19 protein-coding genes are annotated in these 22,445 nt (G+C 61.1%); 10 read left to right on the forward strand and 9 right to left on the reverse strand.

Features of this window, described 5'->3' with window-relative positions; genetic code table 11:
• Positions 1 to 60 precede the first annotated feature (60 nt).
• From mmsA to ACIPSK_RS12345, 7 genes are all read left to right on the forward strand, one after another.
• Entirely contained in the window at positions 61 to 1,599 is a 1,539-nt protein-coding gene (mmsA, locus tag ACIPSK_RS12315) for a multiple monosaccharide ABC transporter ATP-binding protein (protein ID WP_017965466.1), read from the forward strand.
• The gene (gene mmsB, locus ACIPSK_RS12320) at positions 1,596 to 2,807 is read left to right on the forward strand and encodes a multiple monosaccharide ABC transporter permease (RefSeq protein WP_017965465.1); all 1,212 of its coding nucleotides are present in this window, start codon (positions 1,596 to 1,598) and stop codon (positions 2,805 to 2,807) included. The genes mmsA and mmsB overlap by 4 nt, the downstream gene beginning before the upstream one ends.
• A gap of 119 nt (positions 2,808 to 2,926) precedes the next feature.
• The gene (gene araD1 / locus ACIPSK_RS12325) at positions 2,927 to 3,922 is read left to right on the forward strand and encodes an AraD1 family protein (RefSeq protein WP_162116439.1); all 996 of its coding nucleotides are present in this window, start codon (positions 2,927 to 2,929) and stop codon (positions 3,920 to 3,922) included.
• Between the two features lie 68 nt (positions 3,923 to 3,990).
• Positions 3,991 to 5,424, forward strand: a complete 1,434-nt coding sequence (locus ACIPSK_RS12330) for an aldehyde dehydrogenase family protein (RefSeq protein ID WP_162116440.1) — start codon at positions 3,991 to 3,993, stop codon at positions 5,422 to 5,424.
• Between the two features lie 61 nt (positions 5,425 to 5,485).
• Entirely contained in the window at positions 5,486 to 7,225 is a 1,740-nt protein-coding gene (araD, locus tag ACIPSK_RS12335) for an L-arabinonate dehydratase (protein ID WP_162116441.1), read from the forward strand.
• Positions 7,226 to 7,338: 113 nt separating this feature from the next.
• Positions 7,339 to 7,581: a type II toxin-antitoxin system Phd/YefM family antitoxin gene (locus ACIPSK_RS12340; protein WP_017965461.1), complete on the forward strand. Its 243-nt coding sequence runs from the start codon at positions 7,339 to 7,341 to the stop codon at positions 7,579 to 7,581.
• Entirely contained in the window at positions 7,578 to 7,988 is a 411-nt protein-coding gene (locus ACIPSK_RS12345) for a type II toxin-antitoxin system VapC family toxin (RefSeq protein WP_162116442.1), read from the forward strand. The genes ACIPSK_RS12340 and ACIPSK_RS12345 overlap by 4 nt, the downstream gene beginning before the upstream one ends.
• A 227-nt stretch (positions 7,989 to 8,215) precedes the next feature.
• Here ACIPSK_RS12345 and ACIPSK_RS12350 read toward each other — a convergent pair whose 3' ends face one another.
• The 3 genes from ACIPSK_RS12350 to ACIPSK_RS12360 are packed head-to-tail and all read right to left on the reverse strand — an operon-like array spanning position 8,216 to position 11,403.
• On the reverse strand, positions 8,216 to 9,040 hold the full coding sequence (locus ACIPSK_RS12350) for a transglutaminase family protein (RefSeq protein WP_162116443.1): 825 nt from the start codon (positions 9,038 to 9,040) through the stop codon (positions 8,216 to 8,218).
• 12 nt (positions 9,041 to 9,052) lie between these two features.
• Entirely contained in the window at positions 9,053 to 9,994 is a 942-nt protein-coding gene (locus ACIPSK_RS12355) for an alpha-E domain-containing protein (protein ID WP_017965458.1), read from the reverse strand.
• Complete coding sequence (locus ACIPSK_RS12360) at positions 9,994 to 11,403, reverse strand: circularly permuted type 2 ATP-grasp protein (RefSeq protein WP_017965457.1); 1,410 nt, start codon at positions 11,401 to 11,403, stop codon at positions 9,994 to 9,996. The genes ACIPSK_RS12355 and ACIPSK_RS12360 overlap by 1 nt, the downstream gene beginning before the upstream one ends.
• 386 nt (positions 11,404 to 11,789) lie before the next feature.
• On the opposite strand from ACIPSK_RS12360, the gene ACIPSK_RS12365 reads away from it, so the two are divergent.
• On the forward strand, positions 11,790 to 12,692 hold the full coding sequence (locus ACIPSK_RS12365; protein WP_162116444.1) for a DMT family transporter: 903 nt from the start codon (positions 11,790 to 11,792) through the stop codon (positions 12,690 to 12,692).
• Between the two features lie 54 nt (positions 12,693 to 12,746).
• Here the strand turns inward: ACIPSK_RS12365 and ACIPSK_RS12370 are convergent, their stop codons facing one another.
• From ACIPSK_RS12370 to ACIPSK_RS12380, 3 genes are all read right to left on the reverse strand, one after another.
• Positions 12,747 to 14,468 (reverse strand): DEAD/DEAH box helicase, encoded by a 1,722-nt coding sequence (locus tag ACIPSK_RS12370; RefSeq protein ID WP_162116572.1) that lies wholly within the window; start codon positions 14,466 to 14,468, stop codon positions 12,747 to 12,749.
• Positions 14,469 to 14,715: 247 nt separating this feature from the next.
• Positions 14,716 to 15,828 carry a DNA alkylation repair protein gene (locus tag ACIPSK_RS12375; protein WP_162116445.1) on the reverse strand — a complete coding sequence of 371 codons (1,113 nt, stop codon included), beginning with the start codon at positions 15,826 to 15,828 and terminating at the stop codon, positions 14,716 to 14,718.
• 76 nt (positions 15,829 to 15,904) lie between these two features.
• A complete protein-coding gene (locus ACIPSK_RS12380; protein ID WP_017965453.1) occupies positions 15,905 to 16,213 on the reverse strand; it encodes a hypothetical protein in 309 nt (102 codons plus the stop codon).
• Between the two features lie 317 nt (positions 16,214 to 16,530).
• On the opposite strand from ACIPSK_RS12380, the gene ACIPSK_RS12385 reads away from it, so the two are divergent.
• On the forward strand, positions 16,531 to 19,908 hold the full coding sequence (locus tag ACIPSK_RS12385) for a response regulator (protein WP_446532934.1): 3,378 nt from the start codon (positions 16,531 to 16,533) through the stop codon (positions 19,906 to 19,908).
• On the opposite strand, the gene ACIPSK_RS12390 is transcribed toward ACIPSK_RS12385, so the two are convergent.
• The 3 genes from ACIPSK_RS12390 to mnmD form a co-directional block, all read right to left on the reverse strand.
• A complete protein-coding gene (locus tag ACIPSK_RS12390) occupies positions 19,902 to 20,210 on the reverse strand; it encodes a type II toxin-antitoxin system RelE/ParE family toxin (RefSeq protein ID WP_162116447.1) in 309 nt (102 codons plus the stop codon). The two genes, ACIPSK_RS12385 and ACIPSK_RS12390, sit on opposite strands and share 7 nt — an antisense overlap.
• A complete protein-coding gene (locus ACIPSK_RS12395) occupies positions 20,207 to 20,455 on the reverse strand; it encodes a type II toxin-antitoxin system ParD family antitoxin (protein WP_017965450.1) in 249 nt (82 codons plus the stop codon). The genes ACIPSK_RS12390 and ACIPSK_RS12395 overlap by 4 nt, the downstream gene beginning before the upstream one ends.
• A gap of 82 nt (positions 20,456 to 20,537) precedes the next feature.
• The gene (gene mnmD, locus ACIPSK_RS12400) at positions 20,538 to 21,254 is read right to left on the reverse strand and encodes a tRNA (5-methylaminomethyl-2-thiouridine)(34)-methyltransferase MnmD (protein WP_017965449.1); all 717 of its coding nucleotides are present in this window, start codon (positions 21,252 to 21,254) and stop codon (positions 20,538 to 20,540) included.
• Here mnmD and ACIPSK_RS12405 point away from each other — a divergent pair.
• Positions 21,253 to 22,431 (forward strand): NAD(P)/FAD-dependent oxidoreductase, encoded by a 1,179-nt coding sequence (locus ACIPSK_RS12405; RefSeq protein WP_162116448.1) that lies wholly within the window; start codon positions 21,253 to 21,255, stop codon positions 22,429 to 22,431. The genes mnmD and ACIPSK_RS12405 overlap by 2 nt on opposite strands.
• Positions 22,432 to 22,445: the final 14 nt, after the last annotated feature.

A 22,445-nucleotide genomic window follows, 5' to 3' on the forward strand; every position in this document is an offset into this window, starting at 1 on the left:
CGGTCTTCGATTTTATGATCGCCCAGCCGCTTGACGGCTGTCGGCGCTGGAACTTTGACTATGGACAATACCATCCTCGAAATGCGGAGCATCACCAAGACGTTCCCGGGCGTCAAGGCGCTGGAGAATGTGAACCTCAAGGTTCGCCAGGGTGAAATCCACGCATTGGTGGGCGAAAACGGGGCCGGCAAATCGACCCTGATGAAAGTGCTATCAGGCGTCTATCCCACAGGAAGCTATGAAGGCGACATCGTCTACGAAGGCGAGACGCGCAACTTCAAGGTCCTGAAGGACTCAGAAGAAATCGGCATCGTCATCATTCACCAGGAACTGGCGCTCGTGCCGTTGCTGTCGATCGGCGAAAACATCTTCCTCGGCAACGAGAATGCCAAGAGCGGCGTCATCAGCTGGGACGAGACATTCAACCGCACGAAGCAGCTGCTGAAGAAAGTAGGCCTGTCCGAATCTCCGAACACGCTGGTGACCGACATCGGCGTCGGCAAGCAGCAGCTCGTCGAGATCGCCAAGGCGCTGTCGAAGAGCGTCAAGCTGCTCATCCTGGACGAGCCGACCGCTTCGCTCAATGAACGCGATTCCGACGCGCTGCTCACTCTGCTCATGGAGTTCCGCAAGCAGGGCATCACTTCGATCATCATTTCCCATAAGCTGAACGAGATCCGCAAGGTGGCCGACCAGATCACGGTCCTGCGCGACGGCATGACGGTCAAGACGCTCGACTGTCACGCGGACGAGATCAGCGAAGACATCATCATTCGCAACATGGTCGGTCGCGATCTCGAGGACCGCTACCCTCCGCGTTCGGTGCCGATCGGCGAAACCATTCTCGAAGTCAAGAACTGGAACGCCTATCACCAGCAGCACCGCGACCGTCAGGTCCTGCACAATATCAACATCACAGTCCGCAAGGGCGAAGTCGTTGGTATTGCCGGTCTGATGGGGGCGGGGCGCACCGAATTCGCCATGAGCCTGTTCGGCAAGGCCTATGGCCACAAGGTTTCGGGCGAGGCGCTGATGCACGGCAAGCCGGTCGACGTCAGCACCGTGCGCAGGGCGATCGACGCGGGTCTCGCCTACGTTACCGAAGACCGCAAGCAGCTTGGCCTCGTTCTCAATGATACGATCCTGCACAACACGACGCTCGTCAATTTGAAGGCGGTGTCGAATGCGTCCGTTATCGACAGCGTCAAGGAATCCAGGGTTGCGACCGACTATCGGTCGAAGTTGCGCATCCGTTCCTCCAGCATCTTCCAGGAGGCGGTCAATCTTTCCGGCGGCAACCAGCAGAAGGTGGTGCTGTCGAAGTGGCTGTTCTCCGATCCGGATATTTTGATCCTCGACGAGCCGACGCGCGGCATCGATGTTGGCGCAAAATATGAAATTTATACTATCATCAACCAGCTTGCCGCCGATGGAAAGGGCGTTCTGATGATCTCGTCGGAAATGCCCGAGCTGCTCGGAACGTGTGACCGCATCTACGTGATGAACGAAGGACGCATCGTCGCAGAACTGCCGAAGGGAGAAGCAAGCCAGGAAACCATCATGCGCGCTATCATGCGCTCAGGGGAGAAGAAACAATGACGCCGATCAATCAACCCATCGCTGAGCAGGGGCGTGTCGTCTCGGTCGGAGACTACGTTCGCGGCAACATCCGCGAATACGGCATGTTTATCGCCCTCATCGCGATCATGGTGTTCTTCCAGTTCTCGACCGGTGGCGTTCTCTTCAGGCCGCTCAACCTGACAAACATCATTCTGCAGAACTCGTTCATCGTCATCATGGCGCTCGGCATGCTGCTGGTGATCGTCGCTGGCCATATCGATCTTTCCGTCGGCTCGGTGGTCGGCTTCATCGGCGCCATCGCCGGCGTGATGACGGTGCAATGGCACACCAATTATGTCCTGGCGGGTATCATCTGCCTTGCCATGGGCGCGCTTGTCGGCGGCGTCCAGGGCTATTTCGTCGCTTATCACAAGATCCCGTCCTTCATCGTCACACTGGCCGGCATGCTCGTCTTCCGCGGCCTGACGCTGTTCGTGATGACGGCATCGGGGACCGGCACCAGCATCGGTCCTTTCCCGCCGGCTTTCCAGCTGATCAGCATCGGCTTCCTGCCGAACGCTTTCGATATGGGCGGCATCAACTCGACCTCGATCATTCTGACCGTTGTCGGCGCCGTAACCCTCTTCTACCTGGCATGGCGCAAACGCCTATCGAATGAAAAGCATGGCAATGACGTCGAGCCGCTGGGCTTTTTCCTCGTCCAGAACGCCCTCGTCACCTTCGCCATTCTGGTGCTCGGTTACCAGCTGTCGATCTATCGCGGCTTCCCGAATGTGCTGATGGTCATGCTTGTTCTGGTGGCTGCCTATGCCTTCATTACCCGCCGCACGACGATCGGCCGCCGCATCTACGCCATGGGCGGCAATGAGAAGGCGACGAAGCTTTCCGGTATCAACACCGAGCGGCTGACCTTCCTGACGTTTGCAAACATGGGCCTGCTTGCCGGACTGGCCGGACTGATCGTTGCCCTGCGTCTCAACTCGGCAACGGCCAAGGGCGGCTTCGGTCTTGAACTCGACGTGATCGCGGCCTGCTTCATCGGCGGCGCATCCGCCCAGGGCGGCGTCGGCAAGGTGACCGGCGCTGTTATCGGCGCTCTGATCATGGGCATCATGAACAACGGCATGTCGATCCACGGTCTCGGCACCGATTCGCAGCAGATGGTCAAAGGCGCGGTGCTCCTCGCCGCCGTATTCTTCGACGTCTACAATAAGAACAAGGGCTGAGCGCTTCCTAAGCGCCAGCCAGGCATTCGCAGTCCTATGAATGATGGATTCCGGCTCCTGATGGAGCCGGGCAGGCGGAGCTTTTTCCTGTCTTCGCCGAAACGAGAAGGATCGAAGACGTGCTTATTTCACAGATCAAGGGTGCAAACGGAGAGATCGTCGTTGCCGTTCGCGAGCCGGGCGGCGCTGCCAAGTCGGTGAAGAACGCCGTCAGCGTCTATGCGCTGGCGATGGAGGCCGCAGACGGCGGCAAGTCTCTTGCCTCCGTCATCGAAGCGCATGGCTATGGCGACGCCGTCGATCTTGAAAAGGCCTATGCGGAAGGCCGCTTCTTGCCGCCGATCACCCATCCCGACGCCGCCCATCTGCATCTGACCGGCACCGGCCTGACGCATTTGGGATCGGCGGCAACGCGCGATTCCATGCACAAGAAGACCGCGGAAGCCGCCGAGGAAACCCTGACGGACTCGATGAAGATGTTCAAGATGGGCCTTGAGAACGGCAAGCCGAAGGCCGGCGAAAAGGGCGTCCAGCCCGAATGGTTCTACAAGGGTAACGGCTACGGAGCCGCAGCCCCCGGCGCGCCGCTGGTTTCGCCTTCCTTCGCGCTCGACGGCGGCGAAGAGCCTGAGATGGCCGGCATCTACGTGATCGCCAAGGACGGCTCGCCGTTCCGCGTCGGCTTTGCACTGTCGAACGAATTTTCCGACCACGTTACCGAGCGGATCAACTATCTCTATCTCGCCCATTCGAAGCTGCGCCCGGCAAGCTTTGGCCCGGAAATCCGCGTCGGCGCAGCGCCTGAGGATATTCGCGGCACCTCGCGCATCAAGCGCGGTGACAAGGTGATTTTCGAAAAGCCGTTCCTGTCCGGTGAGGCGAACATGTCGCACACCTTCGCCAATCTGGAATACCACCATTTTAAATATGGCCTCTTCCGTGTTCCGGGTGATGTTCACGTCCATATGTTTGGTACGGCGACCCTTTCCTTTGCCGACGGCGTCAAGACCGAAGAGGGCGATGTGTTCGAGATCGAAGTCGCCGAATTCGGCTTGGCGCTCCGCAATCCGCTTGAGGTGGCCGCCGAGGAAGAGATCGCCGTCAGGCAGCTCTGATTTGAAGACCCGGCCGCATTCGGCGGTCGGATCATGCTCGTAAACGGTAGAGGAGGCTTGTTGAGCCCATGACCATTTATCAAAACCTGATCGCCGGCGAATGGGTCGGCTCGAACGCGACGAAGAACATCAACCCGTCGGATACGAACGAGATCGTCGGCCTCTATGCCGACGGCAGCGCTGATGACACGAGAAACGCCATTGCCGCCGCCAAGGCCGCCTTCCCGGCCTGGTCGCGCTCCGGCATCTGGGAGCGCCACGTCATCCTGAAGAAGGCTGGCGACGAGATCATGGCGCGCAAAGACGAGCTCGGTGCGTTGCTTGCCCGCGAAGAAGGCAAGACGCTGCCGGAGGCGACGGGCGAGGTGATCCGCGCTTCGCAGATCTTCGAATTCTTTGCCGGCGAGGCACTGCGGCTGGCCGGTGAGGTCCTTCCGTCGGTTCGTCCGAATATCGGCGTCGAGATCACCCGCGAGGCGCTCGGCGTCATCGGCATCATCACACCGTGGAATTTCCCGATCGCCATTCCCGCCTGGAAAATCGCGCCGGCGCTCTGCTACGGCAACACCGTCGTCTTCAAGCCGGCCGAACTGGTGCCCGCCTGTTCCTGGGCGATCGTCGATATCCTCAACCGCGCCGGCCTGCCGAAGGGCGTGCTGAACCTCGTCATGGGCAAGGGCTCGGTGGTCGGTCAGGCCATGCTCGAAAGCCCCGACGTTCACGGCATCACCTTCACCGGTTCCACCGGCACCGGCAGACGTGTCGCCGCCGCCTCCATCGAGCATAACCGCAAGTTCCAGCTGGAAATGGGCGGCAAGAACCCGATGGTCGTGCTCGACGATGCCGATCTCAACGTCGCCGTCGAGGCGGCCGCCAATTCCGGCTTCTTCTCGACCGGCCAACGCTGCACCGCCTCCTCGCGGCTGATCGTCACCGAAGGCATTCACGACACGTTCGTCGCAGCACTCACCGACAAGCTGAAGACGCTGGTCGTCGACAACGCCCTGAAGGCCGGCACTCATATCGGCCCTGTCGTCGATGAGCGGCAGTTGAAGACCGATACCGACTATATCGATATCGGCAAGTCGGAAGGCGCCAAACTCGCTTTCGGCGGCGAGGTTATCTCGCGCGACACGCCCGGCTTCTACCTGCAGCCGACGCTGTTTACCGAGGCGACCAACCAGATGCGGATTTCGCGCGAGGAGATCTTCGGGCCTGTGGTCTCGGTGATCCGGGCGAAGGATTACGACGAGGCGCTTGCCATCGCCAACGACACGCCGTTCGGGCTCTCCGCCGGCATCGCCACGACCAGCCTGAAACATGCGACGCACTTCAAGCGCAATTCCGAGGCCGGCATGGTGATGGTCAACCTGCCGACGGCAGGCGTCGATTTCCACGTGCCGTTCGGCGGCCGCAAGGGTTCGTCCTACGGCCCGCGCGAGCAGGGCAAGTACGCCGCCGAATTCTACACAACCGTCAAGACCGCCTACACGCTGGCTTGAGACAAATGCGATGACCTAGACCGTGCGAGGCGGTCCGGTGACATCCTGAAGGATAGAGAGCATGAAAAAGAAAGCGGAATGGCCGCGCAGGCTGAGGTCGCAGGAATGGTACGGCGGTACGAGCCGCGACGTGATCTATCACCGCGGCTGGCTTAAGAACCAGGGTTATCCGCACGACCTGTTCGACGGCCGGCCGGTGATCGGCATCCTCAACACCTGGTCGGATATGACCCCGTGCAACGGTCATCTCAGAGAACTCGCCGAGAAGGTGAAGGCGGGCGTATGGGAGGCCGGCGGCTTCCCGCTTGAGGTGCCGGTGTTCTCGGCATCCGAAAACACTTTCCGCCCGACGGCGATGATGTATCGCAATCTTGCGGCGCTCGCGGTAGAAGAGGCGATCCGCGGCCAGCCGATGGATGGCTGCGTATTGTTGGTCGGCTGCGACAAGACCACGCCGTCACTTATCATGGGGGCCGCTTCCTGCGACCTGCCGTCGATCGTCGTCACTGGCGGACCGATGCTGAACGGCTATTTCCGTGGTGAGCGCGTCGGCTCGGGCACGCATCTGTGGAAGTTTTCCGAAATGGTGAAGGCCGGCGAGATGACGCAGGCCGAATTCCTCGAGGCCGAGGCCTCGATGAGCCGCTCGTCGGGCACCTGCAACACCATGGGTACCGCCTCCACCATGGCTTCCATGGCCGAGGCGCTCGGCATGGCGCTTTCCGGCAACGCCGCGATCCCGGGCGTCGATTCCCGCCGCAAGGTCATGGCGCAGCTGACCGGCCGGCGTATCGTGCAAATGGTCAAGGATGACCTGAAGCCCTCCGAGATCATGACGAAGCATGCCTTCGAGAATGCCATCCGCACCAACGCGGCCATCGGCGGATCGACCAACGCAGTCATCCATCTGCTCGCCATCGCCGGCCGTGTCGGCATCGATCTTTCGCTTGACGACTGGGACCGCTGTGGCCGTGACGTGCCCACCATCGTCAACCTGATGCCGTCGGGCAAGTATCTTATGGAGGAGTTCTTCTATGCCGGCGGCCTGCCGGTGGTGCTGAAGCGCCTCGGCGAGGCGGGCCTTCTGCACAAGGATGCGCTGACGGTATCCGGCGAAACCGTGTGGGACGAGGTGAAGGACGTCGTCAACTGGAACGAAGACGTTATCCTGCCGGCCGAAAAGGCGTTGACAGCTTCGGGCGGTATCGTCGTGCTGCGCGGCAATCTCGCGCCGAAGGGCGCGGTGTTGAAGCCTTCGGCGGCTTCGCCGCATCTGCTGGTGCACCGGGGCAGGGCTGTCGTGTTCGAGGACATCGACGACTACAAGGCCAAGATCAACGACGATAACCTCGATATCGACGAAACCTGCATCATGGTCATGAAGAACTGTGGGCCGAAGGGCTATCCCGGGATGGCCGAGGTCGGCAATATGGGGCTGCCGCCGAAGGTGCTGAAGAAGGGCATCCTCGATATGGTGCGCATTTCCGACGCCCGCATGTCGGGAACGGCCTACGGCACCGTCGTGCTGCACACATCGCCGGAAGCGGCGGTCGGCGGGCCGCTCGCGGTCGTGAAAAACGGCGACATGATCGAGCTGGATGTGCCGAACCGTCGTCTGCATCTCGACGTTTCCGAGGAGGAACTGGCACGGCGGCTCGCCGAATGGCAGCCGAACCATGATCTGCCTACATCCGGCTATGCCTTCCTGCATCAGCAGCATGTCGAAGGGGCCGATACCGGCGCCGACCTCGACTTCCTCAAGGGGTGTCGCGGAAATGCGGTCGGCAAGGACAGCCACTAGCGCGGTTCAATCCATAACGAGAAAAAGGCGGGGCACCACCCCGCCTTTTTCTTTGCACTTGTTCAATGCGGAAATGGCCCTATATTCCGTAAAGATGTACAGGAGATATAGTCATGTCCAAGACAGTCGGCGCGGCCGAGTTCAAGGCGAAGTGCCTAAACCTTATCGACCAGATGGGGAAGGACGACGAATCTATCGTCATCACCAAGCGCGGCAGGCCGGTTGCCGTGCTTTCGCCGGCACGTGACACCAGCGGACGCAGAAGTATCATCGGCGCGATGAAGGGCAGCGTATTGCGCTATGACGATCCGCTATCTCCGGCTGCTGAAGCAGAAGATTGGGACGCCGTTCGTTGATCGTCATCGACACGCATATCCTCGTCTGGGCAATGCAGGACGATGCGCGCCTCGGATCACAAGCCCGGCGCATCATCGAGGAGATGACGGAGAAAAGCCGGATTCTGGTTTCGGCGATTACACCTTGGGAAATCGCCTTGCTTGTTCAGAAGGGACGCCTGGCGCTCGGCGACGATGTCGGTCGATGGATCGATAGCGCATTGTCTCTGCCCGGTATCCAGCTCGCACCGATTGAGCCTTCCATCGCGATAGACAGTGTTCGGCTGCCTGGCGAGTTTCATGCCGATCCCGCCGACCGCATCATCGCTGCAACAGCCCGTTTTTATCGCGTCCCGTTACTTACGGCCGACCAGGCGATCCTCAGCTACGGCGCGCGCGGGCACCTCCAGGTTCTTGCAGCGGGATAGGCTTTGGGTGGAGCCGTCAGTTGCTGTCTTGGGACGGGGCCATGGTATCCGGCGGCCCAAAACATTCCCGCTCTCGCCCTTTTGAGACCGCCAGCGCCACACGCCGGAAGCAAGCGGAATTTCGGGACCGTCCGTCTCTATATTCAAGTACAACATGTTGGTTTCGCAGCGAGCTCGGCAGCTATTCTATCGGCCCTTCGCAGGGTGCGGTAAAGCTATCTGTACGCTCAGCTCTGGCTCTGGCTTTGCATCTGTCCGCCGTCCTCGACCTTCACGGTGACCGACAGCGTTTCGCCCGGCGTGCCGATGCGCATGCCTGAAATCGGCGCGGCGTCGCGATAGCAGAGACCGGAGGCGACACGAATGTAGCGCGCATCCGGGCAGATCTCATTGGCGGGATCGAAGCCGACCCAGCCAAGGCCGGGAATATGGGCCTCGGCCCAAGCATGGGTCGCAGCCTGTTCGATCTTTTCTTCCATCATCAAATAACCGGAGATGTAGCGCGCCGGCACCAGCAGGGCGCGGGCGGCGGCAATGAAAATATGCGCGTGGTCCTGGCAGACACCGCTCTTCTTCTCCAGCGCCTGTTCGGCCGTCGTCTCGGTGTTGCTGGTGCCGGGTTTATAATCGACCGTCTCGTGGATTGCGGCCATCAGCGCGTGCATACGGGCGAGCTCGTTATCGCCACCGACGTCCTTGATCAGTTCCTTGACCAGCTTGCCGCCCTTGGTCAATGGCGTGTCGCGCAGGAAGAGCCAAAGCGGGCAGAAGCCGGTATGCGGGCCGGTGACGCCGTTGTTGTCCTCCGTCTCGACCTCGCCTTCGGCGAGGATGCGCGTCACATCCTGCTCGCCTTCCAGCGAGACCAGATTGACGTGATTGCCGTACTGGTCGTCATATTCGACTTCTGGCGTGGCGCCCTCGACGTTCAGCGCCCAGCCGAGCACTTTCTGAGCCGGGCTGGTCGGCGGCGTCAGCCGCAGCCTTTGCAGCGAGAACTGCGTCGGTCCGTCGTAGCGGTATTCGGTGAGGTGGCTGATCTTCAATCTCATGTTGTTATCCGCTTATGCATAGAACCGGTAGCCGTCGGAAATTTCCGCGCCGAGCTTGTTATTGCGCGAGACGAAATCCTCCAGGAACTCGTGCAAGCCCTGATCCATGATATCCCGGATCGCCCTTGTCTGCAGTGTCTTGCGGATTGAATCCGCGGTATCGTGGGCGGGAAGCCGCTCCTCGTAATCCTGGGCGAGATAGCCGAGATTGCTGACGATCTTCTCGTAGCAATAGGCAAGCGAGCGCGGCATCTGGACATTGAGGGTCAGGAAGTCGGCGATGTTCATCGCCCGGTATTCGCCGTCATAGGCCCAGCTATAGGCGCGGTGCGCCGAGACCGAGCGCAGGATCGATTCCCACTGGACGTTGTCGAGAGAGGAACCGACTGATGAAACCGAGGGCAGCAGCACGTAATATTTCACGTCGAGAATGCGGCTGGTATTGTCGGCTCGCTCGATGAAAGTGCCTATGCGGGCAAAATTATAGAGCTCGTTGCGCAGCGTCGAACCATGGAAGGCGCCGCGGATGAGGCCGGCGCGGCGCTTGATGACATCAATCACCTCTGGCATTTCAGCCGCCTTGACGCGCTTTTCGAGCAGCGACTTCAAGTCGATCCAGCATTCGTTGGTCGCTTCCCAGGTCTCCCGCGTCAGCGCCGTGCGCACCATACGGGCATTGTTGCGGCCGGAATCGATGCAAGACATGACGCTCGACGGATTGGTGCGATCGCGCAGGAGATAGTCGATCGCGTCGGCGTTGGTCAGCTTGTTGTGGCCTTCGTCATAAGCCTCGCGCACGCCCGCACTTTGTAGAACGCCATCCCAATTGTCATCGCCGGTGCTGCTGCGGGTCAACGACATGCGCAACCCCGCATCGATCAGGCGGGCTATATTTTCGGCGCGCTCGATGTAGCGAAACATCCAGTAGAGGCCGTTTGCTGTTCTTCCGAGCATCAGTCCTCCAATACCCAAGTGTCTTTGGTGCCGCCGCCCTGGCTGGAATTGACCACCAGCGAGCCTTGCTTCAGCGCTACACGGGTGAGCCCGCCCGGAATGATCTGTACCCTGTCGGATACAAGCACATAGGGGCGAAGGTCGACGTGGCGCGGAGCAATGCCTTTGTTGACGAGGATCGGCACGGTGGAGAGCGACAGCGTCGGCTGAGCGATGTAATTGTTCGGCTTGGCCTTCAGCTTCTCGGCGAAATCGGCGCGCTCCTTCTTCGATGCGGTCGGGCCGACCAGCATGCCGTAGCCGCCGGAGCCGTGTACCTCCTTGACGACGAGGTCTTCCAGGTGTTCCAGCACATATTTCAGGCTGTCGGCTTCCGAACAGCGCCAAGTCGGCACGTTTTCGAGCAGCGCCTTGCGGCCGGTATAGAATTCGACGATCTCGGGCATATAGGAGTAGATCGCCTTATCGTCGCAAATGCCGGTGCCTGGCGCATTGGCGATGGTGATGTTGCCGGAGCGGTAGACATCCATGATGCCGGGAATGCCGAGCGCGGAATCGGAGCGGAAGGTCAGGGGATCGAGGAAGTCGTCGTCGACGCGGCGGTAGAGCACATCGATCGCCTCGTAACCGCGTGTCGTCCTCATCTTCACCTTGCCGTCGATGACGCGCAGATCCGCGCCCTCAACCAGTTCGACGCCCATCATGTCGGCGAGGAAGGAATGCTCGTAATAGGCGGAATTGTAGATGCCCGGCGTCAGCACGGCGACGCGCGGCTTGCCCTTGCAGCCGGGAGGGGCGAGCGAGGCGAGGCTCTGACGCAGCAGATAGGGATAATCCTCGACACGCTGCACCTTGTTCTCATGAAAGAGCTCAGGGAACATCTGCATCATGGTTTCCCGGTTTTCCAGCATGTAACTGACACCGGAGGGCGTGCGGGCATTATCCTCCAGCACGTAAAACTGGTCCTCTCCGGTGCGCACGATGTCGGTGCCGACGATGTGGGTGTAGACGCCGCCGGGCGGTCGGAAACCGATCATTTCGGGGATGAAGGTGACGTTGTTCTCGATCAGCTCACGCGGAATGCGCCCGGCGCGGATGATCTCCTGCTTATGGTAGATATCGTCGAGAAAGGCGTTCAGCGCGATCACCCGCTGCTCGATGCCTTGCGCGAGCCTGCGCCATTCGCGGGCGGAGATGATGCGGGGAATGATGTCGAAGGGGATGAGCTTTTCGGAACTGTCGGCATGGCCGTAGACCGCGAAGGTGATGCCTGTCTTCCGGAAGATGTTTTCCGCATCGCGGGACTTGGCAATCAGATGCGCCCGGTCTTGGCTGTTGTACCACTCGAAGTATTTGTCGTAAGGCGGGCGAGGACTTTCGTCCCCGGTAATCATTTCATCAAATGCCAAAAGCGCGGCTCCCCTTTTTGTTCATTTGAATACAACGCAAATGGCAATGCAAGAACCATGCGCAGTTCGAGGAAAAGATTTTGCGCTGCGAGAAACGGGTGAAAATCTGGGCATTTTAAGTGATGCAGTGCGGCATGATGGATGGGTGATCCCGAGGCTTGCGCAAAATCTGAGCATGTGATCGCTTTTCGTTCGGGCAAGACGGTCGAATATGGTCACGCGCGTGGGCGCCCCGCCGCCCTCCCTCCTTGGTAAACGCCGGCTGGCGCGACCGCCCTGGGTCTCTGCCATCAGCGAAATTTCAAATAAACATCAACGCTTCGCCTTTGACGGCAGCCGCCGGGTGGGGCTATCAGCACGGCGACCCTTCTCTCCCGAGCCGCCCCATGTCCTTCGATCGCCTTGCCCCCGCCGTTTTCGTCCTACTCTGGTCCACGGGCTGGGTAGTGGCGAAATATGCCTCGCTGCATTCCGAGCCCTTCACTTTTCTTTCGATACGTTACGCGCTGTCGGCGGCGGCATTCCTGGCGCTCTGCCTGGTGGTGCGGGCGCAATGGCCGAAAAGTCGGACGACGGCGCTGCGCGCCATCTATTCCGGTTTCTTCCTGCATGGCTTCTATCTCGCCGGTCTCTGGTGGGCCATCGCCAATGGCGTGCCGGCCGGCATATCGGGCATCATCGCGGCGTTGCAGCCGCTGCTGACGGCAATGGCAGCTCCCATCCTCATCGGCGAGCGGCTGCAGCAGGCGCAGAAACTTGGCCTTGCCCTTGGCTTTATCGGCATTGCCATTGCCATTTCGCCGAAGCTGCTCGGTCCGGCGACCGCCGATCTGACACATGCAGCCCTGCCGCTGGCGATCAACCTCGTCGCCATGGCGTCCGTCACCTACGGCACGCTCTACCAGAAGAAACATCTGCAATCCGGCGACCTCAGAACCATCGCGACCTTGCAATATATCGGCGCGCTGATCCTCACCCTGCCGCTTTCGCTGATGTTCGAACATCAGCACTTCGACGGCACCGAGCAGGCCTATGGCGCGCTCGCCTGGTCGGTCTTCGGTCTGTCGATGGGCGGCGTCGGGCTGCTGCTTCATCTGATCCGCCGGGGTCAGGTGTCGCGCGCCGCCTCGCTGATCTACCTGATGCCGCCAACGGTCGCTCTCGAAGCCTTCATCGCCTTTGGGGAGCCGCTGACCCTGCCGTTGATCGTCGGCACCGTGGTGGTGGTGACCGGCGTCTATCTCACGAACCGCAAGGCGTTCAGCCAAGATCGGCCCGCGGCGGCGTAGATAACAAAAAGGCCGGAAGATCCCCGGCCTTTCCGCTTTTCAGTCGTTTAACGATCAGGCGCGTTCGCGGCGCTGGCCGCCGCCGTTGCGGGAGCCGGAGCCACCGCGACGATTGCCGCCGTTGCCGTCCCGGCGCGGTTCGCCGGCCTGGGCCTGCTGCGGGCCGCGGTCTTCGCCATGCTTGCGGGCCGGACGGCCATGGGCGTGGCGGCTGTTGCCGCGGTGATGGCCGCTCGGTTCGCCATTGGCGTGGGCAGGACGCTGCGGCTTTGCCGAGGGGCGGAAGTCGGAGGTCGAGGCCAGATCGTTGTCAGGACCGAGATTCGGGGCCGCTTCGCCGCGGCGCTGGCCACGGAAATCCTCGTTGCGGCTGGTTGGACGCTCCGGACGCGGACGACGCTCTTCGCCGCCGGCGCGGACTTCGCTGCCTTCACCTTCGCGGCGCGGGCGGCGTTCCTGACGGCTGCCGCGATGCTCCGAACGGTTCTGGTCGCCGCGGCCTTCGCCGCGACCCTGACCTTCGCGACCCTGGCCGCCATTGCGATTGCGGTTATTGCCGTTGCCATTGGCGCGACGGGGCGCGCCGTTCATGTTTGCCGGAGCTTCACCGCTGGCGACAGTGATGTCGATGCCCATCAGGCGCTCGATATCACGCAGCAGCCTGGCTTCATCGGGAGCGCAGAAGGCGATGGCGATACCGTCGCGGCCGGCGCGCGCGGTGCGGCCGATGCGATGGACATAGGCGTCAGGCACTTCAGGCAGATCGTAATTATAGACGTGGCTGACAGCCGGGATGTCGATGCCACGGGCGGCAACGTCGGTGGCGATCAGCGTCTTGATGCTGCCGTCGCGGAAGGCCTTCAGTGCCCGCTCGCGCTGACCCTGGCTCTTGTTGCCGTGGATCGAGGCGACGGAATAGCCGATGTTTTCGAGATGCTTCATCAGCTTCTCGGCACCATGCTTGGTGCGCAGGAAGACCATGGCGCGGCCATCAGGGTTTTCGGTAAGCGACTTGCGGAGCAGTTCCGTCTTGTCGTTCTTGCCGGCGACGAAATGCACGTACTGCTCGACCTTGTCGGCAGCCTTGCCCGGAGGCGTGACTTCGACCTTGACGGGATCGACGAGATATTCGCCGGCAAGATCGGCAATCGCCTTCGGCATGGTGGCCGAGAAGAGCATGGTCTGGCGCTTTTTCGGCACCATCTTGGCGATCTTGCGCAGATCGTGCACGAAGCCGAGGTCGAGCATCTGGTCGGCTTCGTCCAGCACAAGATAACGAACCGCGGTCAGCGTGATCGCGCGGCGATTGACGAGGTCGAGCAGGCGGCCCGGCGTGGCGACGAGGATGTCGGTGCCCTTTTCGAGCTGAAGCTGCTGCTTGTTGATCGAGACGCCGCCGACGACGACATTGATGCGCAGCGGCGACTTGCGGATGAACTTCTTCAGGCTCTCGGCGATCTGGTTCACCAGTTCGCGTGTCGGGGCGAGAATCAGTGTGCGTGTCGTGCGATTGTCGGGACGCCGTTCGTCGGCAAGCAGCTTTTCGATCAGCGGCAGGCCGAAAGCGGCGGTCTTGCCAGTGCCGGTCTGGGCGAGGCCGATGAGATCGCGGCCTTCGAGGAGGAGAGGAATTGAATGTTCCTGGATCGGCGTCGGCGTTTCGATGCCGAGCTGGAACAAAGTAGCGACGATCGGCTTGGAGACACCAAGCGATTCAAAATTAGTCAAGGTATAACCTTTCGGGGCGCCACAATGACTATCGCCGGAACGCACCATGCGATCCGGTTTCATTCTGGCGTCAAGAACCCCGCGTGAAGTGGGAACTTGTGAGTTGGAAAAAGCTTTCCAGCGCTTCTGGCCGCTCATGGGGAGTGCGGCGCTCTATCGAAATGCGCTTTTGTCCCTTCTTCCTGCGTCTGTATTTTTCAGCAGGGGCACGCTCACGCGGCGGCCGGAAGGGTGAAAGCTGACCCGCATTTGGGCTAGTTCGCGTGGAAAGTCAAGTGCAGTGCACAAGAAAGCCTCAGCCCGGGTCTGAGGGCATGACGAGAACGAAGCTTTGCGATGCTGTCTCTGCGCCGTTGACGATGATGGTAATGCGATGCTTGCCGGGATAATAGCGCCGCGTGGTGATCGGCCGCATGGCGTGGCGACGCTCAATCGTATGGCTTTGCCCCGGAGCGAGCAAGATCGCCTTGCACTTGAAGACCTTGGGTGAGAGCAAACCGTCGCCCTTCATATGGTGGATGGCATAGTCGATCATCAGCGATTGGGGGATCTCGCCGGCATTCGTCACGCGGATTTCGAAATCCAGCCCTTCGCCGAACGTTACCTCTGCATTGCGGATCCGCAGTTCGCATTCGAGCGAAGCGGCCGCGGCGAAGCCGAAATTGGCGAGCGCCTGCGCGTGGCCTTTCTTCAGCAGCGTGCGCGAGGCATGTTTCAGCAGCCAGCGGCGTTCGGATGAAGCGCCGTCGATATGACTAGCGACGAAGGCGGCGACCAGGTCCGGGTGATCCTTGGCGACGTCGTTCAGGCTGTTGGCCACGGAGCGGCGTACATATTCCTCCGGATCATCCATCAGCGCGGTCAGGATGGGCAGGATCGGTGCCGGATCCTGCACGAGTTGCGGCAGGCGCATCGCCCAGGGCAGGCGCGGCCGCGTTCCCTCGCTCGCCAGCCGGCGCACATGCTGGTCGGGATCGTCGGCCCATCTGGAAATGATCGCCAGCGCGCGCTGCTGATCGCGGTGGATAAAGGGGCGGATGCCGAATTCGGCCGTGAAATGCGGCGTCAGCGTCTTCAGGAGATCGAGGCCGAGACCGAGATGATCAAGGCCGCGTGCGGCGATGAACTGACTGACCGGCAGCAGCATCCAGCCTGTCAGTCCGGGCTTGCTTTCCGAGGGGAGGCTTACCTTCAGAATGGCGGCGGCCTCCGGGAAATTGTCGGGAAGCGTTGAGAACAGCGCGTCGCGGATCAGGGCCGATCGCTCCATCAGTTCCAGCGCCTGAAGGCCACCGGTCGCTAGCGTCACGAAGCGGCCCTTGTCGAACGACGGGGAATTGCCGGCGATTCGATCGGCCATTTCGGCGATCAACGCTTCATGCAGCAGGTTCTTGAGCGGTTCCGGCATGCTGATCCTCCTTTGCGCCGGGGACGCATTGGACCGGCGCCGCCGGGAGGTCAAGCGGCGCCGGATGCGATTTCTTCTATTCCGTGCAGACTTTGACGCGGTAGGGGTCGCCCCAATCGTCGTGTCGCCATTCGAGGTGGCAGTAGGACGGCCGGTAATAGGTCCGGTAGACCGGATAGGGGCGATAATAGGGGTAAGCAGGATAGACCGGGTAGGCGGGACGGGCGGCCTCCGACAGCAGAGCGCCACCGACGACGCCGGCTGCAAGGCCGCCCCAGAAGGCATCGCGTGGACGGGCATCGGCAGTGGTGGCGGTGGCGAGCGAGGCGCCGGCAAAGGTCAGGGCGATCAGGCCCGTCGCCATGGTCTTATGAAGAACGGACATGCTATTTTCCTTTCATGGGCATGGCTTCCATAAAGCCATGCCGAGACTCGGCCCGGATCGCGGCAGCGCAATGGCCGCACAAGCCGTTTCGGCATTAAATTTTCGTCATGATTTCAACGGATCCCAACGTCGAAAGAAGTTATTGCCGGCGTCCTTTCAGTCTCGTGCAAGCCGGGGCTGGTAATCTCGGATTATCTTCAGCTTGGTGAGCCGGCTTGTAAAATTCCGCTGTCGAAATTTATGGTTAAAACCTTGTTAAAAGCCTTGGCGTTATAGTTTTTGTAGTCGATATTTCGTTCATTGCGGGAGCGATATTTTTGAAATCAGCCGGGGAACTTCTGGAGTTGGCTTGCCGCCGGATCGCTGATCTGGATACCCCGGCCTATGTCAAGAACAGCGAGCTGCGTTATATCGCCGTCAACGAGGCCTATGCCCGTTTCCTCGGCCGCGAGATCTCCGATTTCATCGGCAGGCGCAGCCGCGAGCTTCTCGACCGTCCTGAAGAAGAGGATCGTGAGGACAAGGAGCGCCGCGCACTGGTGTTCGGCACAGAGGAAAACGCCATCTGCTTTGATGCGGCCGGCCTCAGCCATGAGCGTATCCAGATCGAAAGCTTTTCGCCATCGCCGGAGCGAGCCTATGTGCTCGGCATCTTCGAAGTGCGCGAGACGCCACGCCGCGCCCTTGGAGACGGGAAGGGCGCCGACGATCATGGCCTTGCCGGCGATTTCGCCCGCGTGCGCGAGGCGCTGGAAAAGCTCGACCACCCGATCGGCATTTTTGCCGAAGACGGCCGGCCTCTGGTCATCAACGCCGCCTATCGCAACGGCGAGAAACCCGTAGCCCCTACCGATTCGAGCTGGCACGCGAGCGTCGACGAACGAGACCTGCTGCGCACCATCATGGAGGATCTGCCGGTCGCAGTTTTCGTGCGCGACGAGAAACATCGCCTCGTCTATGCCAACCAGTATTATGAGACTTTCAGCGGCCACCAGCGCTCGCGGGTGCTGGGAATGACCGAATATGAAATGTTCGGGCCGGAGGGCGGCGAGGCGATCTACCAGGAAAACCGGCTGTCGCTGGAACAAGACCTGTCGCAGGAGCTGGAAGGCGTAATGCCGAGCAAGGATGGCCGCATCCATCCCGTGATCTCGCGAGTCAAGCGTGTCGTGACGGCGGATGGGCGAGCCTATGTCGTCGGCTCCTTTTCTGACATTTCACCGCTCAAGGAGCGGGAGAAGGCACTGATCGAAGCGCGGAAGCAGGAAGAAGTGCTGCACCGGGATATCGAGAATATTCTGCGCTCGCTGCCGGTCGGCGTGCTGATCCTCGATAACGATCACCAGATCCTCTACGTCAACGACGAATTCTACAGCATCTGGGAGCTGCCGCTCGACGACCCCTTTGACGGGCGCCCCTTCATCGACGTCATCCGTCGCAATTATGAGCTCGGTCGCTACGACGGCACGCAGACACCCGAGGAAATCTACGCTTTCCGCAAGCACCTGTTCGAAACCGAGGAGCCCGAGCCGATCGAGCTCGGCTGGGCGGGCGGCAAATCCGTCATCTTCGATAGCCGCCGTATCTCCAACGACCGGATCCTGCTCACCTATGCCGACATCACGGCCGTGCGTGAGCGGGAAAATGAAGTCCACGAGGCCCGCGCCGCGCTGGAACAACTCGGCGAGATGATGCGCGACGCGACCCATGCCATGCCACAGGGCCTGGCCATCGTTCAGGACGGCATTATCAAGCTGTCCAACGAGGCGCTTTCTGACATCTTGCAGATTCCGGCCACCTATCTCGAAACCGGCGAGGGCTGGATTGGCATGTTCGAATTTTGCGCGGCGCGTGGCGATTTCCACGATGCCGCCGCCGAAATCCTGCAGGGCTGGCGCGACAATATTGCGGCCAGGCTGCCGATTTCCACCGTCTTCCATGTCGACGGCGAGCGATGGGTGAACATGGATGCGACGGTCAGCAAGGGGCAGCACTGGGTGGCGCTTTTTACCGACGTCACCGAGCTGAAGAGCCGCGAGGAGGAACTGCGCCAGCTGCTGTCGCGCGCCGAAGCCGCCGATCGCGCCAAATCCGAATTCCTTGCCAATATGAGCCATGAGATCCGCACGCCGATGAACGGCGTGCTTGGGATGGCGGAACTGCTTGCCAAGACCAATCTCGATACGCGCCAGAAGACCTTCGTCGACATCATCGTCAAATCCGGCAATGCGCTGCTGACGATCATCAACGACATCCTCGACTTCTCCAAGATCGACGCCGGGCAGATGAAACTGCGCAAAACCGCCTTCGATATTACCGAAGCGGTGGAGGATGTGGCGACACTCTTGTCCTCGCACGCCGCCGAGAAGAACATCGAACTCCTGGTGCGGGCCGCACCCGATTTGCCCGCAGCCGTGATCGGCGACGCCGGGCGGTTCCGCCAGATTGTCACCAATCTCGTCGGCAATGCCGTCAAGTTCACCGAGCGTGGCCATGTCTTCGTCGATGTCGGCTTCGAGCCGGCCGCCGGCGGCGAGATCATGGCGTGCATCCGTATTGAGGATACCGGGATCGGCATCCCACCGGAGAAGCTCGAATCGGTCTTCGACAAATTCTCGCAGGTGGACGCCTCGTCGACCCGGCGGCATGAAGGAACCGGCCTCGGTCTTGCGATCACCGCCGGGCTGGTCGACCTTTTCGGCGGTTATCTCAACGTTGAAAGCGAATGGGGCAAGGGCTCCGTCTTCACCATCAACCTGCCGTTTGCAGTGGCTGCCGCTCGCCTTGAGCCGAAGCCGTTGCCGATCAACGTGCAGGGTGCGCGTATCCTCGTCGTCGACGACAATGAAGTGAACCGGCGAATCCTCACCGAGCAGCTGTCTCTCTGGGGCTTCGACGGCGTGGCCGCCGAGGGCGGCGGCACCGGGCTTGCGATCCTGGAGGCGGCGGCCGGTCTCGGCATTACCGTCGATGCCGTCGTGCTCGATTATCACATGCCCGATATGAACGGCGCCGATGTCGCGCGCCGGCTGCGCGGCGATCCCCGCTTCGTCGAACTGCCGATCATCTTCCTGACGTCGATGGATATTTCGGGCACGGAGAAGGAATTCGCGGCGCTGAACGGCCATGCGCATCTGATGAAACCGGCGCGCGCCAACGTGCTGCGCAACACCGTCGTCGAGGTGGTGCGCGCCAGCCGCGTCAAACAAGCCTCCGAGGCCGAGATCGCCCGGCTGCAGACGGAAGTGGCCGTGCCCGCGCCGGCGCCCGTGCCGCAGAAGCGGGCCGCTGAATTCGTCGACGTGCTCGTCGCCGAAGACAACGAGGTCAACCAGATCGTCTTCACGCAGATCCTGCAAGGCACGGGTCTTTCCTTCCTCGTCGTCGACAATGGCGAGGAAGCGGTCGCCGCCTGGGAGCGGTGTACGCCGCGCATCATCATGATGGACGTCTCGATGCCCGTCATGAACGGCCATCAGGCGACGCAGACGATCCGCGAACGGGAAAAGGGACAAGGCCATCGAGTGCCGATCATCGGCGTCACCGCCCATGCGCTCGAAAGCGACCGCGAACTGTGCCTCGATGCCGGCATGGACGACTACATGTCGAAGCCGATCAGCCCCGAACTGCTCGAGGAAAAAATCCGCCAGTGGCTCGGAACGAGCGAACAGCAGCCGGAGCGCACCAGCTACTGATTTGAACCTTCGGAAAACAGGATGCTCTCGAAATCCTGGGCGCCGTTGAGGATATGCAGGATCTCGATACGATCCTCGCCAACGCGATAAAAGATCAAATAGTTGCCGTAAGGACGGCGGCGAACGCCGGTGCGTTCGTAACGTGGAACCAATGAAAAACCGTTCGGCGTTTCGGCCAGACGCTCACACCGTTCCAGCAGTTCTTGAATGAAGCTTGCCGCCCGCTGCGGATTGTCCTCAGCGATATAGTCGGCAATACGTTCGAGATCCGCCTCCGCCTGGGCGGTGATGAGGACGATCACGAACGGCCGTCATATTTGGCCGCAAGGCGGGCGGCGACATCGCTGATGGGCTTGAAGCGACCTGCTTTCGCGTCGGCGATCCCCTGGCTGATTGCCAGATCGAGCGCCATCAACCGTTTTTCCCGCTCCTCGACAAGCCGGACACCTTCCCGCAGAACTTCACTGCGAGAGTTGTAACGCCCCGATTTCACAAGTTCGTTCACATAGTTTTCGAGTTGCTGTCCAAGATTCGCGCTGCTGGCCATACTGGTTCCTCTCGAACTATTATCGCACAGAGTGATAACTGTTAGCAACTCAGCCGTTTGAATCGATCGCACTTGCCCAAGTTTACTTGATGCCGCAGAGCATTTCGCGCTTGCCGGCAAAGCCCTTGCGGCGCTCGACGGCAAAACCTGCAGCGATGAGATTGCGGCGCACGAAGCCGGCCGCCGCATAGGTGGCGAAAGTGCCGCCGGCTGCGCTTTTCTCGCAGACGAGCCGCATCAGTTCTTCCGACCACATATCGCTGTTGCGCGACGGGGCGAAGCCGTCGAGATACCAGGCGTCGAAGCCGGGTTTGGCCTCTGCAACGCCATCGAGTGCGCGGCCGCAGACCACGCTGAGCGTCGTCTGAGAATCGAGGTTCAGCGAGACGGTGCCAGCAGGCGCTTGCGGCCAAGCCGCCGTCAGCGATCCGCGTTCGACATCGATCTCCGGCCAATGCGACAGCGCCCTGCCGATTTCTTCGCTGCGCATCGGATAGAGTTCGAAGGAGATGAAATGCAGGTGCTGGCCGTTCGCACGATGCAGCTTCCATTGCCGCCAGGTTTCAGTGAAGTTCAGGCCGGTGCCGAAGCCGAGTTCTCCGATCTGGAATCTCTGCCGCCCATTCCAGCGCTCCGGCAGGCCGTTGCCGGCGAGAAAAACGTGGCCGCATTCCAGCCGCCCATCGGTCTGGCAATAAAAATGATCGCCAAAGGCGGTGGAATAGGGCATATCGCCGTCGCGCCATTCGAGCGGCTGCGGCGCGCCCGCGCCAATCTGATCGGGGTTCACGTCTGTCATGGAAAAAGCCGATAGTCCTCAGCCGGTCTCAGGTCAATCGTCCTTAGAATTGCTGATTGTCGGCGGTGGCATCATGGGGCTCTGGGCGGCCGTCCATGCCGAACGCCGGGGCATCCGTGCTCTAATCGCTGACGCCGGCAGGTTGGGCGAAGGTGCAAGTGGTGGCCTGCTCGGCGCGCTGATGCCGCATATGCCGGACCGGTGGTCGGAGAAGAAGCAGTTCCAGTTCGATGCGCTGGTCTCGCTCGAAGCCGAAATCACAGCGCTCGAAGCGGAGACCGGGCTTTCCGCCGGGTATAACAGGTCCGGACGGCTGATCCCGCTGCCGAAGCCGCATCTCAACAAAATAGCGCGTGGCCATTTTGAGGACGCCGAACGCCATTGGCGGGCGGGCGAGCGCCGCTTCCACTGGCATGTGCTCGACGGTCTTGATATGGACGGTTGGATCGAGGCGTCTGCCGGCGAGAGCGGCTTCGTACACGACACACTCGCCGCCCGCGTTGCGCCCCGCTTGTTGATCGCAGCGCTCATCGCCTTCCTGCGGCGGGCAAAGCATGTTCGCATTCTGGAGCATGCGGCGGTTGCCGGCCTCGATCCCAATCGCGGCATGGCCGAAATAAACGGCGAAACCATCGTTTTCAGTCACTCCATCCTGGCCGCCGGCCATCGGTCCTTTCCGTTGTTGCAGGGCCTGACACCGGGGCTGAAACAGCCGCTCGGCCAGCCGGTCAAGGGGCAGGCGGCGTTATTGAAAGCCGACATCGACCCGGCGCTACCGACGATCTTTCTCGACGGGCTCTATGTCGTCGCGCATGAGGGCGGGCACGCGGCAATCGGCAGCACCAGCGAGAACCGTTTTGACGACCCGACGTCGACCGACGCCCAGCTCGACGTGCTGATCGAGGCGGCGCGCGGCATCGTGCCATCTCTTCGCGACGCCCCCGTTGTCGAGCGCTGGGCCGGGCTTCGCCCAAAGGCGATAGACCGGGATCCGATGATCGGCCGCCATCCCGATCATCCACGCCTGATCGCGCTGACCGGCGGCTTCAAAGTCAGCTTCGGCCTCGCCCACCGGCTGGCGGAGGCGGCGATATGTATCGCAGACGATGCAGACTGCGGATTTTTGCTGCCGGAAAGCTTCGCAATTTCAAGCCACATCGCGGCGGCTTCACGTTAAACGTGAATTAGGCG

The organism is Rhizobium sp. LARHSG275 (assembly GCF_052871115.1).